We start from the raw sequence: 15546 nt of genomic DNA, 5'->3' as shown, positions 1-15546 counted from the left end.
GGACACCGGGAACCACCGTGGAGGAGAGCCATCGTGCCTCGTACCGTCAGGGACGTCGTCTTCGTCGACGGCGTCCGCACCCCATTCGGCAAGGCGGGCCCGAAGGGGCTGTATCACGAGACCCGGGCCGACGACCTGGTCATCGCCTGCATCCGCGAGCTGCTCCGGCGCAACCCCCAGCTGCCGCCCGAGCGCGTCGACGACGTTGCCGTCGCCGCGACCACCCAGATCGGCGACCAGGGCCTGACCATCGGCCGCACCGCCGCCGTCCTCGCCGGGCTTCCGAAGAGCGTTCCCGGCTACGCCATCGACCGCATGTGCGCGGGCGCCATGACGGCGGTGACCACCGTCTCGGGCGCGATCGCCTTCGGCGCGGCGGATCTCGCGATCGCCGGCGGCGTCGAGCACATGGGCCGCCACCCCATGGGCGAGGCGGTCGACCCCAACCCCCGCTTCGTCGCCGAGAAGCTGGTCGACGAGTCCGCCCTGCTCATGGGCATGACGGCGGAGAACCTGCACGACCGCTTCCCGAAGATCACCAGGGAGCGCGCCGACGAGTACGCCGTGCGCAGCCAGGAGAAGGCGGCCAAGGCGTACGCCGACGCCCGGATCCAGCCGGACCTGGTGCCGGTCGCCGTGCGCCGCACCGCTGCAGCCGACAGCGGCTCCGCCGCGGGCTCAGGCGGCGAGACGGGCTGGGGCCTGGCCACGGCCGACGAGCCGATGCGGCCGGGCACCACGCGGGAGGCCCTCGCGGGGCTGAAGACGCCCTTCCGCCCTCACGGCCGGGTCACCGCCGGCAACGCGGCGGGCCTCAACGACGGCGCCACCGCCTCCCTCATCGCCGCCGAGGACGTGGCGGCCGAGCTGGGCCTGCCGGTGAAGATGCGGCTGGTCTCCTACGCCTTCGCGGGCGTGGAGCCGGAGGTCATGGGCATCGGGCCGATCCCGTCGACGGAGAAGGCGCTGGCCAGGGCGGGCCTGACGATCGGCGACATCGGGCTGCTGGAGGTCAACGAGGCCTTCGCCGTCCAGGTCCTGGCGCTGCTGGACCACTACGGCATCGCCGACGACGACCCCCGGGTCAACCAGTACGGCGGCGCCATCGCCTACGGGCATCCGCTGGCCTCCTCGGGCGTGCGGCTGATGACGCAGCTGGCCCGCCAGTTCGAGGCCCAGCCGCACGTCCGCTACGGCCTGACCACCATGTGCGTGGGTATGGGCATGGGCGGCACGGTCATCTGGGAGAACCCGCACTGGGAGGGCCGTCCGTGAGCGACGCGCACGCGGCTGCCGGGCCGCAGACGACGACGATGACCGCACGCCGCCGCGTGGGCGGAGAAGCGAACAGGAGGCGCAGCAAGTGAGCGCGAGCGAGTCGGCGACCATCGCCGAGCTGCTGGAGAAGGCGGCGGAGCGGTTTCCCGGAGAGGTGGTCACCCAGGCGCACGTGCGGCACCTGGACCTGCCGCAGGGCGGCGGGCGCTTCGCGCTGATCACGCTGGACAACGGCTTCGACCACACCAAGCCCACCACCTTCGGGCCGCGGTCCCTGGCCCACCTCAACGCCGCGATCGACCAGGTGGCGGCGGAGGCCGAGGCGGGCGAGATCACCGGCGTCGGCCTGACCGGCAAGCCGTTCATCTTCGCCGTGGGCGCCGACCTCAAGGGCGTGGCGCAGCTCAAGGAGCACGAGGAGGCGGGGACGATCGCCCGCAGCGGGCAGGGCGTCTTCCGCCGCCTCGCCGCGCTGCCGGTGCCGAGCTTCGCGTACTACAACGGCGCGGCCATGGGCGGCGGCGTGGAGGTCGGGCTGCACTGCACCTACCGCACGGTCTCGCGCGCGGTCACGGCGTTCGCGCTGCCGGAGACCCTCATCGGCCTGGTGCCCGGCTGGGGCGGCTGCACCCTGCTGCCGAACCTCATCGGCGCCGACCGGGCGGTCACCGTCATCGTCGAGAACGCCCTGAGCCAGAACCGCATGCTCAGGGGCCCCCAGGTCTACGAGCTGGGCATCGCCGACGCCCTCTTCGACGGCGCCGACTTCCTCCAGCAGTCGCTGGTGTGGACCTCGGCCGTGCTGCGCGGCGAGGTCGAGGTGGTGCGGCAGGAGCCGGACCGCGGCGAGGCGTGGGACCGTGCCGTGGCCCGGGGCCGCCAGATCGCCGACGAGAAGGTGCACGGCGCCGCGCCCGCGGCGTACCGGGCGCTGGACATCATCGCGCGGGTGCGCGACGGCGACCTGCGCGAGGGCCTGGCCGCCGAGGAGCGGGCGCTGGCCGACCTGATCATGGGCGAGGAGCAGCGCAGCGCGCTGTACGCCTTCAACCTGGTGCAGCGGCGCGCCAAGCGGCCCGCCGGGGCGCCCGACCAGTCGCTGGCCCGCCCGGTCACCAAGGTAGGCGTGGTGGGCGCGGGCCTGATGGCCTCTCAGCTCGCGCTGCTGTTCGCCCGCCGCCTGGAGGTGCCTGTGGTGCTCACCGACATCGACCAGGAGCGGGTCGACAAGGGCGTGGGCTATGTCCACGAGCAGATCGACATGCTGCTGCTGAAGGGCCGCATCGGCCAGGACAAGGCCAACCGGCTCAAGGCGGCCGTCACCGGCACGCTGGACACCACCGCCGCCTTCTCCGACGCCGACTTCGTCATCGAGGCGGTCTTCGAGGAGATGACGGTCAAGCAGCAGGTGTTCGCGGAGGTGGAGGCGGTGGCGCCGGAACACGCGGTGCTGGCCACCAACACCTCCTCGCTGTCGGTCGGCGAGATGGCCTCGGGCCTGAAGCACCCCGAGCGGGTCGTCGGCTTCCACTTCTTCAACCCCGTGGCGGTGCTGCCGCTACTGGAGATCGCGCGGGCCGAGCGCACCGACGACGCCACGCTGGCCACGGCGTTCGCGGTGGCGAAGAAGCTGAAGAAGACGGCGGTGCTGGTGAAGGACTCGCCCGCGTTCGTCGTCAACCGCATCCTGACCCGCTTCATGGGCGAGGTGCTGCGCGCCATCGACGAGGGAACGCCGGTCGCGACGGCCGACGGGGCGCTGGCCCCCCTGGGGCTGCCGATGTCGCCGATCACGCTGCTGGAGCTGGTGGGGCCGGCCGTGGCGCACCACGTGGCGGGCACCCTGCACGGGGCGTTTCCCGACCGCTTCGCCGTCTCGGCCAACCTGGGCCGGGTCGTCGAGGCGGGCAAGAAGAGCCTGTACGCGCAGGGCACGACCGAGCTGGACCCGGAGGTGGCGGCGCTCTTCGAGACGGGGAACGCCGCGCTGACCGAGGAGCAGGTGCGGACGCGGGCGCTGGAGGCGATCGCCGAGGAGATCGGGCTGATGCTGGACGAGGGCGTGGTGGCCGAGGTGCAGGACATCGACCTGTGCCTGATCACGGGCGCCGGCTGGCCCTTCCACCTGGGCGGCGTCGCCCCCTACCTCGACCGAGAGGGCGTCTCGGAGCGCGTCGTCGGACGCCGCTTCCTGCCCGTCGGCGAGGCCGGCGTTCCGAGGTGAGCGAGGAACTGGGCGCGGCGGCCGGTCCCGAGGGGGGCCGGCCGCCGCTCGTCGTGGTGGACGGGGCGAACGTCGTCGGCTCGGTGCCCGACGGCTGGTGGCGGGACCGGCGCGGCGCGGCGGAGCGGCTGCGCGACCGGCTGGTGGCGTATCCGGAGCCGGCGGAGCTGGTACTGGTGGTCGAGGGCGCGGCGCGCGGCGTGGCCTCGGTGCCCGGCGTGCGGGTGGTCTCCGCCCCGGGCAGCGGGGACGACCGGATCGTGGAGCTGGTCGGCGCGGAGGGCGCTGGGCGGCGGTGCGTGGTGGTGACGGCGGACCGGGGTCTGCGGGCGCGGGTGGTGGCGCTGGGGGCGGAGGTTGCCGGGCCCAAAAGTGTGCTGCGCCAGGGGCGATGAGTTCCGCGGGACCCCCCGGTCTAACCTTTCGACCGGCCCCGCTGGGGGGCCGGGCCCGAGGGGAGAGCAGTGCCCATGTCGAAGAAGATCTTTGTCAACCTGCCGGTCAAGGACCTGAACCGCTCGAAGGCGTTCTTCAAGGAGATCGGCTACTCGTTCGACGAGCAGTTCAGCGACGAGAACGCCGCGTGCCTCGTGATCAGCGAGCACATCTACGCGATGCTGCTGGTCGAGCCGTTCTTCAAGACCTTCACCACCAGGGAGATCGTCGACGCCTCGTCCAGCGTGGAGGCGATCATCGCGCTGTCGGCCGACAGCCGGGGTGAGGTGGACGAGTTGGTCGACCGGGCGCTCGCGGCGGGTGGCACGTCGCCCCGGGAGCCGCAGGACGAGGGCTTCATGTACGGGCGCAGCTTCACCGACCCCGACGGCCACCTGTGGGAGATCATCTGGATGGACATGTCGGCCATGGAGGGGCAGCAGGAGCAGGGCTGAACGCCGTCCGCCCGGGCCCGGGCGCCTGCCCCCTGCCCCCTATCCCTTGCCGACCCCGTCAGCCCAGCCGGTCGTCGCCCACGAAGTCGCCGCGGACCGGCTGGGCCTGCTGGGCCGACAGGTCCTGCTGGGGCAGGCGGGCGACGTGGCCGGTGACCTGGCGGGCGATGTCGGGGCCGGTGAGGCCGACGGCCGTCAGCAGCTCGTCGCGCGCGCCGTGGTCGAGGAAGCGGGCCGGGAGGCCGAAGTCGCGCAGCGGCACGTCGACGTCGGCGTCGCGCAGGGCCTGAGCGATGGCCGAGCCGACGCCGCCCGAGCGGGCGTTGTCCTCGACGGTGACCACCATGCGGTGGCGGGCGGCCAGGCCCGGCAGCGCCTCGTCCACCGGCTTGACCCAGCGGGGGTCCACCACGGTGGCGCTGATGCCCTGCCGGTCGAGGTGCTCGGCGGCCTCCAGGCAGACCTGGGCGAGCGCGCCGACGGAGACGATGAGCACGTCGGGGCTGTCGGTGCCGGGCCGGCGCAGCACGTCCATGCCGCCGACCGTGCCGAGGGCGGGGACGGCCGGGCCGACCTTCCCCTTGGAGTACCGCACGACGGTGGGGGCGTCGTCGACCTCGACGGCCTCGCGGAGCTGGGCGCGCAGCTGGTCGGCGTCGCGCGGGGCGGCGAGCCTGAGGCCCGGGACGCACTGGAGGATCGACATGTCCCACATGCCGTGGTGCGAGGGGCCGTCGGGGCCGGTGATGCCGGCCCGGTCGAGCACGAAGGTGACGCCGCAGCGGTGGAGCGCCACGTCCATCAGGAGCTGGTCGAAGGCGCGGTTGAGGAAGGTGGCGTAGACGGCGAAGACGGGGTGGAGGCCGCCGGTGGCCAGGCCCGCGGCGGAGACGGTGCCGTGCTGCTCGGCGATGCCGACGTCGAAGACCCGCTCGGGGAACTCCTGGGCGAAGGCGTGGAGGCCGACGGGGCGGAGCATGGCGGCGGTGATGGCGACGATGTCCTCGCGCTCCCGGCCGAGCCGGACGATCTCCTCGCCGAAGACGTCGGTCCAGTCGGCGGCGCGTGAGGTCTTCGCGGGCAGGCCGGTGTCGGGGTGGATGACGCCGACCGAGTGGAACTGGTCGGCCTCGTCGTCGCGGGCGGGCTGGTAGCCGCGGCCCTTCTCGGTGATGCAGTGGACGATGACGGGGCCGCCGAAGCGCTTGGCGCGGTGCAGGGCGGACTCCAGGGCCTGGATGTCGTGGCCGTCGATGGGCCCGACGTACTTCAGGCCCAGGTCCTCGAACATGCCCTGCGGGGCGATGACGTCCTTCAGGCCCTTCTTGGCGCCGTGGAGGGTCTCGTAGAGGGGCTTGCCGACGACGGGGGTCCTGTTGAGCATCTGCTTGCCGCGGGCGAGGAAGCGCTCGTAGCCGTCGGTGGTGCGCAGGGTGGCGAGGTGGTTGGCGAGGCCGCCGATGGTGGGGGCGTACGAGCGCTCGTTGTCGTTGACGACGATGACCAGGGGGCGGTCCTTGGCGGCGGCGATGTTGTTCAGCGCCTCCCAGGCCATGCCGCCGGTCAGCGCGCCGTCGCCGGTGACGGCGACGACGTGGCGGTGGGACTGGCCCCGCAGCTCGTTGGCCTTGGCCAGCCCGTCGGCCCAGCCCAGCACGGTCGAGGCGTGACTGTTCTCGATCACGTCGTGATCGGATTCGGCGCGCGAGGGATACCCCGACAGGCCGCCGCTGGCGCGCAGCCGGGAGAAGTCGCGGCGGCCGGTGAGCAGCTTGTGGACGTAACTCTGGTGGCCGGTGTCCCACAGGATGCGGTCGGCGGGCGAGGCGAAGACGCGGTGGAGGGCGATGGTGAGCTCGACGACGCCGAGGTTCGGGCCCAGGTGCCCGCCGGTCTTGGCGACGGAGGTGATCAGGAAGGAGCGGATCTCCCCGGCCAGTTGGTCGAGTTGCTGGGGGGTGAGCCGGTCCAGATCACGCGGTCCCGAGATGCGGGTCAGCAGCGGCACCGTTCCTCCTTGCGGGTCGCACGCGTCGTCTTCTCGCCCGCGGGGCCGGTGGTGTGAGCGGCCCTGCCGGTTCGTCGAGTCTAGTGTTCCGTCCCCGGACGGCGGCGGGGCGGTCGGCCGCATACGTCCGGCGCAGGGGCGTGCCCGGGCCACTGTGCGCAGCCCGGGCCGCTCTTTGACCGAATGTGTCGATTATGTTGCGATTCAAGTCCGCCCGGCGGTCCTCTGGGTACGCCGGGAGAGCGAGTCCACGACCACCGCGATCAGGAGCACGGCACCGGTGATCATGTACTGGATCTCGCTGGACATGTTCATGAGGTTCAGGCCGGTGGTGATGGACTGGATGACGAGGGTGCCCAGGAACGCCGACCAGACCCAGCCCCGGCCGCCGAAGAGGCTGGTGCCGCCGATGACGGCGGCGGCGATGACGTTCATCAGCAGGTTGCCCGAGCCCAGGGACTTCGAGGCGCCGCCGGCCTGGGCGGCCCAGAAGAGGCCGCCGAGCGCGGCGAGGGTGCTCGCGAGGGTGAAGACCGTGAGCCGGACGCGCTCGACGTTGATGCCGGCGCGGCGGGCGGCCTCGGCGTTGCCGCCGACGGCGAAGATCTGCCGCCCGTAGGTGGTGCGCCGCACGACGAAGTCGACGATCAGCAGGACGGCCAGGAAGATCACCAGCGCCAGTGGCAGGCCGCGGTGCTGGTTCAGGGTGTAGGCGGTGACGAAGGAGGCGACCGCGATCAGGCCGGTGCGCAGCAGGATCTCGCCGCGCGTGCGGGTGGGCAGCCCGGCCCTCTGACGGCGGCGCGTGTCGCGCAGCAGGGCCAGCAGGTAGCCGCCGGTCAGGACGGTGGCCAGCGAGTAGGCGGCTGAGATGTCCGAGAAGTAGAAGTTGCCGAAGTCGCGGACGAGGCTGTCGCTGGGGATGTTGATGGTGCCTTCCTCGCCCATCACCCAGATCTGCATGCCGCTCCAGCCGAGGAAGCCGGCGAGGGTGACGACGAACGCCGGGACGCCGACGCGGGCGAAGAAGAAGCCGTGGATGGTGCCGACGGCCGCGCCCGCGGCGATGGCGGTGAGGATGGCGAGCAGGTCGTCCCAGCCGTGGGTGACCGACAGCACGGCCCACAGTGCGGCCGACAGGCCCGCCATGGAGCCGACGGAGAGGTCGATCTCGCCCAGCAGCAGGACCAGGACGATCCCGACGGCCATGATGCCGGGACCGGCGATGTAGACGCTGATGTTGCTCAGGGTGCGCGGGGTGAGGAAGGTGCCGGTCTCGGCCTCGAAGATGATGGCGATGACGATGAGGCCGACGATGACGGGCAGGGAGCCGAGCTCGCCGCCGCGCACGCGGCGTACGAAGTCCTGGAGGTGCCCGGACAGGCCCTGCTGACGGACGAGCAGCCGGGGGTCGCCGGAGGGCTCGCCCGTCCCGTTCGCCTCCGCCTCGGTCTTGCGCAGCGTGGGCTCGGTGCTCACGATTCCTCCTTGTTCGCCGCGCCGTCGGCGGGCCGGTCCGACTCGCCGTGGGCGGAGGCGCGGCGGGGGCGGCGGCCGAGGCGGCGGCTGGCGGCGTTGTCGGTGGCGCCGGTGATGGCGGCGACGATCGTCTCGTTGGAGGTGTCCTCGACGCGGAAGAGGCCGTTGTTGCGGCCGAGCCGCAGCACGGCGACCTCGTCGGCGACGGCCTGCACGTCGGCCATGTTGTGGCTGATGAGGACGACGGCCAGGCCCTGGTCCCGCAGCCGCTCCACCAGGTCGAGGACCTGCGCGGTCTGCTCGACGCCGAGCGCGGCCGTGGGCTCGTCGAGGATTACGACCTCGGGCGAGCCGACCAGGGCGCGGGCGATCGCCACGACCTGCCGCTGGCCGCCGGAGAGCGAGGCGACGGGGATGCGCACGTTCGGGATGCGGATGGAGAGGGTGTCCAGGAGTTCCCGGGCGCGCTGCTCCATGGCGACCTGGTCCAGCACGTGGCGGGTCCTGATCTCGCGGCCGAGGAAGAGGTTGGCGACCACGTCGAGGTTGTCGCACAGCGCGAGGTCCTGGTAGACGGTGGCGATGCCGAGATCCTGGGCGTCGTGCGGCCGGGCGATGTGGACCGGTCTGCCCTTGAACGAGATGCTGCCGGAGTCCAGGGGGTGTACCCCGGCGATGGTCTTGATGAGGGTGGACTTTCCGGCGCCGTTGTCGCCCACCAGGGCGGTCACCTCGCCGGAGCGGATCTCCAGATCAACGTCGGTGAGCGCCTGCACGGCGCCGAACCGTTTGGAGACACCGCGCAGCGCCAGGACGGGGGTGGCGGTCATGCTCGGCTCCTTCTCCGCTCGTTGTGGGGCGTGGAGCGGCCCGGGGCGGCCCCGGTATGGGGCTGCCCCGGGCGCGGTGGTGTGCGGTGGTGCGGTGGTGCGGGGGGTGTGACGGACGGCCGTGGGCGTCGCCGGCGTGTCAGCGGATGCCGGCGTCCTCGCAGGCCTGGGCGAACTCGCCCTCGCAGACCTGCTCGACGGTGTAGTAGTCGTCGGTGATGACGGTGTCGGTGATGTTGTCGACGGTCACGGCGACGGGGTCGAGCAGCTGGGCGGGGATGCCCTCGGTGGTGGGGCTGTCCACGGTGGTGGGGGCCAGCTCGCTGCCGAACTCCTCGCCGCGCAGCAGGCGGACGGCCATCTCGGCGGCGGTCTCGGCCTCCGGCCGGTACGCCTTGAAGATGGTGAAGGTCTGCGTTCCGGCCGCGATGCGCTGGAGGGCGGCGAGCTCGGCGTCCTGGCCGCCGACCGGGATGCCGCTGATGCCGGCGGACTGCAACGCGTTCACCACGCCCGCGGCCATGCCGTCGTTGGCGACGTAGACCGCGTCGAAGCCGTCCGCGCCGAGGGAGTCGATGGCGGCGGTCATCTCCTGGTTGGCGATCGCGCCGTCCCACTCCTCGACGTCCTGCTCGAAGACGATGTCGACGGCGCCGTCGAGCACGGAGTGGGCGCCGCTCTTGAACAGCCCGGCGTTCGGGTCGGTGGGAGCGCCGTTGATCATCACGACCCGGGCGCCCTCCGCGTCCTGGCCGAGGGTGTCGAGCAGGGTCTGGCCCTGGAGTTCGCCGACGCGCTCGTTGTCGTAGGAGACGTACCCCTCGATGGGGCCTTCGGCCAGGCGGTCGTAGGCGACCACCGGCACGCCCTCGGCGGCGGCGTCCTCGACCCAGGAGGAGGTGGCGGCGGAGTCCACCGCGTCGAGGACGATGACGTCCGCGCCCGCCGCGAGCAGCGCGTCGAACTGCTGCTTCTGCGTGTTGGAGTCGTTGGACGCGTTGTTGTACCTGACGTCGCAGTCGGGGCACATCTCCTCGACCTTGGCCTCGAAGAAGGTCCGGTCGAAGGTCTCGTACCGGGTGGTGACGTCATCGGGCAGCAGCAGACCGATGGTTCCCGACTGTTCGCCGCCTTCGTCCTCATCGTCCCCGCCTCCGGCCTCTCCACAGGCGGCCAGGGCGGTGGCCAGGACAATCGATACGGCTCCGGTGGCGGCTATTCGCGTTAAACGACGCATGGATCGACGCATAGGGGTTGGCCTCTCCGACTCGGGCCGCGGCGTCGCGGCCGTTGATCGGAGGCGAGCTAACTCCTCAGGGAAAGCCGCCGTCAATACTTAAAACAGTTCTCAACCAAAGTGAGACCGGGCGCGCGGAATTGGGAGATATTTTTTTATCCTGTGGGTTTATCAGTTAGCGCGGCGGGACCGCGGGGGTCAGCAGCATCCCCTCGCCCATTTCCCGCAACGCCAGCGCCAGCGCGCCCAGCACCTCGGCCCGGCCGCCGAGCGCGCCGGGGACCAGGGTGAGCTGGCGCGCGGCGCTGGGTATGGCGTACCGGCCCACCGAGTCCCGGATCGGGCCGAGCGCCGTCTCGCCCGCCTCGGCCAGGTCGCCGCCGAGCACCACCCGGCTGGGGTTGAGCAGGTTGCACAACTGGGCGACGCCGCTGCCGATGTGACGGCCGATGTCGGCGATGACGCGGCGGCAGCCGGGGTCGCCGTCCCGGGCGAGCTGCACCACCCGGCGCATGGTCAGCTCGGTGCCGTGGCTGGCGTGCAGGAGCGGCAGCACGTGGCGCGCGGCGGTGAAGGTCTCCAGGCAGCCGCGGTTGCCGCAGCGGCAGACCGGGCCCGACTCGTCCAGCGTGATGTGGCCCATCTCGCCCGCCGTGCCGCCCGGGCCGCGGTAGATCTGGCCGTTGATGACCAGCCCGGCGCCGACGCCGCTGGCCACCTTGATGTACGCCAGGTCCTTCGAGCCGCGCCCGCTGCCCCAGACCAGCTCGCCCAGGGCCCCGAGGTTGGCGTCGTTGTCGACGTGGACGGGAACGCCGATCCGGGCGGCCAGCTCCTCGCGCGGGTTGGTGCCGCGCCAGCCGGGGAGTATGGCGGTGGAGCCCAGCGCGCCGGTGGCCACGTCGATCGGGCCGGGCACGCCCAGGCCGACGCCGATGATCTTGTTCCGGTCCACGCCCGCGATCGACAGCAGCCGCCCCACCAGCTTCTCGGCACGGTCGAAGCCCTGGTCCGCCGAGGCGTCCACGTCGAAGGGCTCGGCCTCCTCGGCCAGCACCTGGTGGGCGAGGTTGCCCACCGCCACCCGCAGGTGGGAGTGGCCGAAGTCGACGCCGACGACGATCCCGGCGTCGGAGGAGAGCGAGACGCTGCGCGCGCGCCGGCCGCTGGCCGAGACGGTGCGCACGTCGACCGTCCCCAGGTCCTTCAACTCCCGAACGATGTTGGAGACGGTGGCGGCGGACAGGCCCGTGGTACGGGCGATCTCCGCCTGTGTCAGGGACCCCGCGGCGCGCACCGCGCGGACCACGCGTTCGAGATTGGCCCGGTGCAGGGAGGACTGCGACCCCGGAGTCTCCACGGCTCTCTCCACTTCCGGTGTCCCGGGCAGGGCGGCTCGGCGGTCGGGACACCGCGCCCACTATATGAACTCGGGGCGGTCCGCGGGAGAACGGCGGTGAAACCGCTTGCAGGAAGCGGTCAGCGGACGGCGCCCGCCGTGAGGCCGGACTGCACCTGGTGCTGGAAGGTCACGTACACCACCAGCACCGGGAGCATGGCCATGGTCACGCCCGCGTACAGGGCGCCCCAGTCGCCCTCGTAGCCCTGCTGCACCATCAGGGCGGCCAGGCCCTGCGGCAGCACGGCGTCGTCCTCGCTGCCGAGGTTGAGCACCCGGGGCAGCACGAACTGGTTCCACTGGCCGAGGAAGTTGAAGATGCCGATGCTGATCAGGCCCGGGCGGGCCATCGGCATCATGATCTGGAAGAAGGTCCTGGTGTGCGAGGCGCCGTCGAGGGTTGCGGCCTCCTGCACCGCGCCGGGCAGCGTGCGGAAGAACGCCACCAGGAAGAAGACCGTGAACGGCAGCGAGTAGGCGATGTAGACCACGATCAGGCCCTGCCGGGTGTTCAGCAGCCCCATGTTGTTGAGGATGAAGAACAGCGGGACCAGGGCCAGGAAGACCGGGAACATCATGCCGCCGGAGAAGAGCAGGTAGATCAGGCGGTTGCCCGGGAAGCGGAAGCGCGCCAGCACGTACGCCGCCATGGCGCCGAGCAGCATGGTGCCGGTGAGCGAGCCCGACAGGATGATCAGCGAGTTGAGGGTGTAGCGGCCGATGTTGGCGTTGGACCAGGCGTGGGTGAAGTTGTCCCACTCCAGGCTGGTCGGCAGGCCGAAGGGGTCGGAGACGAGGTCGCCGTGGGGGCGGAAGGAGGAGATCAGCACCCACAGCAGCGGGCCGGCGGCCATGAACGTCCACAGCACGAGGAAGGAGTGGGCGAAGGCGTTGAGCACGCGGCCCTCACCGCGGCGGCCGGCCGGCGGCGGGTCGGTGCTCTTGGCGGCGGTCGCCTCCTCGGGCCGCTCGACGGACCGGGTGGTGGTCATGTTCTCTGCCTCCATCGGCTAGAACTCGATCCGTTCGCGCCTGCCAAGACGCATGACGAGCACGGCGAAGACCAGGGTGATCAGGAAGAGAGCGACGCCGATGGTGGTGGCATAGCCCGCCTGGCCGTCCCGGATCATCTTCTCGTAGAGGTAGACGGGCAGCACGTCGATGCCGTGCTCCGGGACCATGATGTTCACCAGTGCGAAGGAGTCGATCGCCTGGATGCCCATGTAGATCCAGCCGATCTGGACGGTGTCCCAGATCAGCGGGAGGGTGACGCGGAAGAAGGTGACGGGGCGGCTGGCGCCGTCCAGCAGCGCGGCCTCGTACACGTCACGCGGAACGGAGCTCATCGCGGCGGAGAAGAGCACCACGTAGAAGCCGACGAAGGACCAGCACAGCACCGTCAGGACGCAGTAGACCGCGAGATCGCCGCCGAGCCAGTCGTCCTGTCGCAGGGAGGTGAGGCCGACCACGTCGAGGCCCTCGTTGAGCGCCCCGCTGCGCGGGCTGTAGATGCGGGTCCAGATCACCGCGATGATCGCTATCGACAGCACCTGCGGAAAGAAATAGAAGATCTTGTACAGGCGCGATCCGGCGACGCCGGAAACCGCCTCGTTCGGGCGCTGCCGTCCCCCGGCGTTCAGCATGAAGGCGAAGAAGAGGCCGAGGGAGAGGGTGATGAGCGGGGCGGCGATCAGCAGCAGCACGCTGTTGCGGGTGGCGTCCCAGAACTGCTCGTCGTTCCAGAGGCGCTCGTAGTTTTCCAGGCCCGTGAAGGTGTAGTCGCTCGAAAAGCCCGTCCAGTCGGTCATCGAGTAGTAGAACGCCTGGAGGAAGGGCGAGACGACGAGGAAGGCGTACACCACCACCGGCGCCAGCAGGAACCAGGCGATGAAGCGGTACTGGTCGAGCTTGCGGTAGCGGCGGTCGTACCGCACCCGGGTGGGGGTGAGGCGGGGCGGAAGGAAGACCGCCGCGACGAGCAGCGGCACGGGGGCCGGGGCGGGCGGCGGGGGCCGCCGCCCGCTCGGCGTGGCGTCCTTCGCGGTGTTGTCCGACACGGCCAGGTCGTCCATGCGGGGGTCCCAACTCTCCGGTCGTCAGGTGTGCTGGAACTTCTCGATGGAGTCGTCCTGCGCGGTGGCGTCGGCGGCCTGCTGGCAGGCGTCGATGGCCTCGTCGGGCGTCAGGTCGCCCTTCATCATGGCCGAGACGGCGCCCCCGATGTCCTCGTTGTTCAGCTCCCGGTACCAGTCCTGTATCCGGATGATGAGGACGTTGTCGCCCGCGGCGTTGAACGTCTCCACCGCGCTGGCCAGGCCGGGGCCGAGCGGCAGGCCCTGCTCGGCGCCGCGCACGCAGGTGAGGGAGGAGACCAGCCGCGTGAAGTTCTGGGCGGACTCCTTGCCGAGCATGATGCGGAGGAACTCCATGCCGCCGGCGACGTTGCGCGCCTCGGCGGGGACGATGAACGGCTCGCCGGCCGTCGCCCAGATCGTCTCGAACGGCATGGCGTCGCCGTCGTCCAGGCTGGTGGGCGGGCCGACCGCCATGTCGAAGTCGTCCGGGGTGGTCTCCTTCGCCTCGTTCTCCACCCAGGAGCCGTTGGGGATGAACAGGGCGTTGCCGGCGGTCCACTCGGCCTGGGAGTCCTCGTGCGTCATGCCCGGGGTGCCCTCCAGGATCAGGCCGCGCGCGTAGAGCTCGTGGTACGCCTCGAAGGCGGCGCGCACGGCGTCGTGGCGCCAGGCGTTGGGCTCCAGGTTGTCGATGGCGCGCATCACGTCGGCGCCGCCGATCTTGGCGATGAAGGGGTAGAGGGTGAAGTTGAAGTAGTACGGGTACTGGCCGGCGTAGGTCCAGCCCGCCATGCCCTGCCGCTTCGCCTTCTCGCAGACGTCGATCATCTCGTCCCAGGTTCTCGGGTACTCGGCGTCGAGGCGCTGGAGGGCGGTGCGGGAGTACCACTGGCCGTAGATGTGATAGGCGTAGTTGAGCCGCCACACGGCCTGGGAGCCGAACTGCCCCATCTCCACGGTGCCGGGCATCAGGGTGTCGCGCACGGTGGAGTTGGGGTCGTCGAGGCTGGGCGCGTCGAGCAGTTCGGTCAGGTCCTGCACCTGGTCGTTGCGGATCAGGGCGGCGATGTCCATCGCCTCGGCGCCGGAGTTGTCGATGACGTCCGGCGGCTCGCCCTGGACCATGCGGGGCTGGAGCCGGGACTGGATCTCCTGCGTCTTGGAGTGGTCGACGCTGCCGTAGCTGCGCTCGTAGACCTTCTCGGCGTCGATGGCGTACTGGTCGCCGAAGCCGCCGTCGAAGATGACGACCTCGAGGTCGCCGTCGGGGTTGGCGCCGAGCGGATTGTCCTTGGTGGGGTCGACCCGCTCGATGGTGTCGTTGCCGTCACCGCCCCCGCTGGCGCAGGAGCTGAGCGCCCCGATCGCGGGCACCGCGAGCAGCCCCGCGGCGGTCGATCTGATGAGCGTGCGGCGGTTGACGTGCGGACTGGACGTCATGGTGATGTCCTCGCCTTCTGGGGGCCCGGATCTCGACAGGTATAGTCCAATCGGCCCGACCACGGAAGATCGCGGACGGGGTTCGGCGGCAGGCTTTTCCGAGTCGAGATCTCCGCGACACATGGCGCATGCCGCGGGCTTGACCGCCCGCCCCGTGCGGCCCGGGGACGGCCGGGGGCTGACGCCCCCGGACCCCTTGGCTTGCGGGGGCTGCGCCCCCGCACCCCCCATGCGCGCACCGTCCCGCGGCAGCCCCGAGCCGCCCGCGGACAGCCCCAGATCCTGCGGGCCCGCGCCCGCACCGCGGGCGAAGCCGCGCAGGAGCCCACGCCGCGCCCCCCAGGCCCACCGGGACCAGCGCCCCCGCGGCCCACGCGCACACTGCCCCGCAGTACGCTCCACCGCACCGCCCCCGCAGACACCCCGGATTCTGCGGGCCCGCGCCCCGCACCGCGCCGCGGGCGAAGCCGCGCAGGAGCCCACGCCCCGGCCCTCGGGATCTCCGGGACCAGCGCCCCCGCCTTCACGCGCGCATCGCCTTGCGGCTGCGCTGCGGGCGGACCCGCGCAGCCGCCTACGCCCCCAGACCGCTGGCGCTTCCGGGGCCAGCGCACACTCTGGGGCCCTCGCCCGCGCCGCGGGTCCGCGGCCGGGCGGGGACGGATGAGGGGGTTGGGGGGGGGGGG

The 15546-nt window shown here is 71.7% G+C and carries 12 protein-coding genes; 4 read left to right on the top strand and 8 right to left on the bottom strand.

Annotated elements, in window-relative coordinates; genetic code table 11:
- Positions 1-33: 33 nt before the first annotated feature.
- The 4 genes from ACTWQH_RS23845 (at position 34) to ACTWQH_RS23830 (ending at position 4392) form a co-directional block, all read left to right on the top strand.
- A complete protein-coding gene (locus ACTWQH_RS23845; protein WP_443288761.1) occupies positions 34-1275 on the top strand; it encodes a thiolase family protein in 1242 nt (413 codons plus the stop codon).
- Positions 1276-1363: 88 nt separating this feature from the next.
- The gene (locus ACTWQH_RS23840) at positions 1364-3502 is read left to right on the top strand and encodes a 3-hydroxyacyl-CoA dehydrogenase NAD-binding domain-containing protein (RefSeq protein ID WP_443288760.1); all 2139 of its coding nucleotides are present in this window, start codon (positions 1364-1366) and stop codon (positions 3500-3502) included.
- Positions 3499-3897 carry an NTP pyrophosphohydrolase gene (locus ACTWQH_RS23835; protein WP_443288759.1) on the top strand — a complete coding sequence of 133 codons (399 nt, stop codon included), beginning with the start codon at positions 3499-3501 and terminating at the stop codon, positions 3895-3897. Before ACTWQH_RS23840 ends, ACTWQH_RS23835 begins: the two co-directional genes overlap by 4 nt.
- A gap of 75 nt (positions 3898-3972) precedes the next feature.
- Complete coding sequence (locus tag ACTWQH_RS23830) at positions 3973-4392, top strand: VOC family protein (RefSeq protein WP_443288758.1); 420 nt, start codon at positions 3973-3975, stop codon at positions 4390-4392.
- Between the two features lie 58 nt (positions 4393-4450).
- On the opposite strand, the gene dxs is transcribed toward ACTWQH_RS23830, so the two are convergent.
- The 8 genes from dxs to ngcE all read right to left on the bottom strand — a co-directional run bounded on the left by dxs (position 4451) and on the right by ngcE (position 14860).
- A complete protein-coding gene (dxs, locus tag ACTWQH_RS23825; RefSeq protein WP_443288757.1) occupies positions 4451-6400 on the bottom strand; it encodes a 1-deoxy-D-xylulose-5-phosphate synthase in 1950 nt (649 codons plus the stop codon).
- Positions 6401-6604: 204 nt separating this feature from the next.
- A complete protein-coding gene (locus ACTWQH_RS23820) occupies positions 6605-7882 on the bottom strand; it encodes a sugar ABC transporter permease (RefSeq protein WP_443288803.1) in 1278 nt (425 codons plus the stop codon).
- Complete coding sequence (locus tag ACTWQH_RS23815) at positions 7876-8709, bottom strand: ATP-binding cassette domain-containing protein (protein WP_443288756.1); 834 nt, start codon at positions 8707-8709, stop codon at positions 7876-7878. The genes ACTWQH_RS23820 and ACTWQH_RS23815 overlap by 7 nt, the downstream gene beginning before the upstream one ends.
- A 139-nt stretch (positions 8710-8848) precedes the next feature.
- On the bottom strand, positions 8849-9946 hold the full coding sequence (locus tag ACTWQH_RS23810; protein ID WP_443288755.1) for a substrate-binding domain-containing protein: 1098 nt from the start codon (positions 9944-9946) through the stop codon (positions 8849-8851).
- A 175-nt stretch (positions 9947-10121) separates the two neighbouring features.
- On the bottom strand, positions 10122-11306 hold the full coding sequence (locus tag ACTWQH_RS23805; protein ID WP_443288754.1) for an ROK family transcriptional regulator: 1185 nt from the start codon (positions 11304-11306) through the stop codon (positions 10122-10124).
- A gap of 119 nt (positions 11307-11425) precedes the next feature.
- The gene (locus ACTWQH_RS23800) at positions 11426-12352 is read right to left on the bottom strand and encodes a carbohydrate ABC transporter permease (protein WP_443288753.1); all 927 of its coding nucleotides are present in this window, start codon (positions 12350-12352) and stop codon (positions 11426-11428) included.
- Between the two features lie 3 nt (positions 12353-12355).
- Positions 12356-13417 carry a carbohydrate ABC transporter permease gene (locus tag ACTWQH_RS23795; RefSeq protein ID WP_443288752.1) on the bottom strand — a complete coding sequence of 354 codons (1062 nt, stop codon included), beginning with the start codon at positions 13415-13417 and terminating at the stop codon, positions 12356-12358.
- A 24-nt stretch (positions 13418-13441) separates the two neighbouring features.
- Positions 13442-14860, bottom strand: coding sequence for an N-acetylglucosamine/diacetylchitobiose ABC transporter substrate-binding protein (ngcE, locus tag ACTWQH_RS23790; protein ID WP_443288751.1), 1419 nt, complete (start codon positions 14858-14860; stop codon positions 13442-13444).
- Between the last annotated feature and the right edge of the window lie 686 nt (positions 14861-15546).

Origin of the sequence: Streptomyces sp. 6N223, from assembly GCF_052246635.1 — a bacterium.
GTDB lineage: Bacteria > Actinomycetota > Actinomycetes > Streptomycetales > Streptomycetaceae > Streptomyces.
The sequence above is the reverse complement of the archived record's forward strand: the minus strand, read 5'-3'. Positions and strand labels throughout refer to the sequence as shown.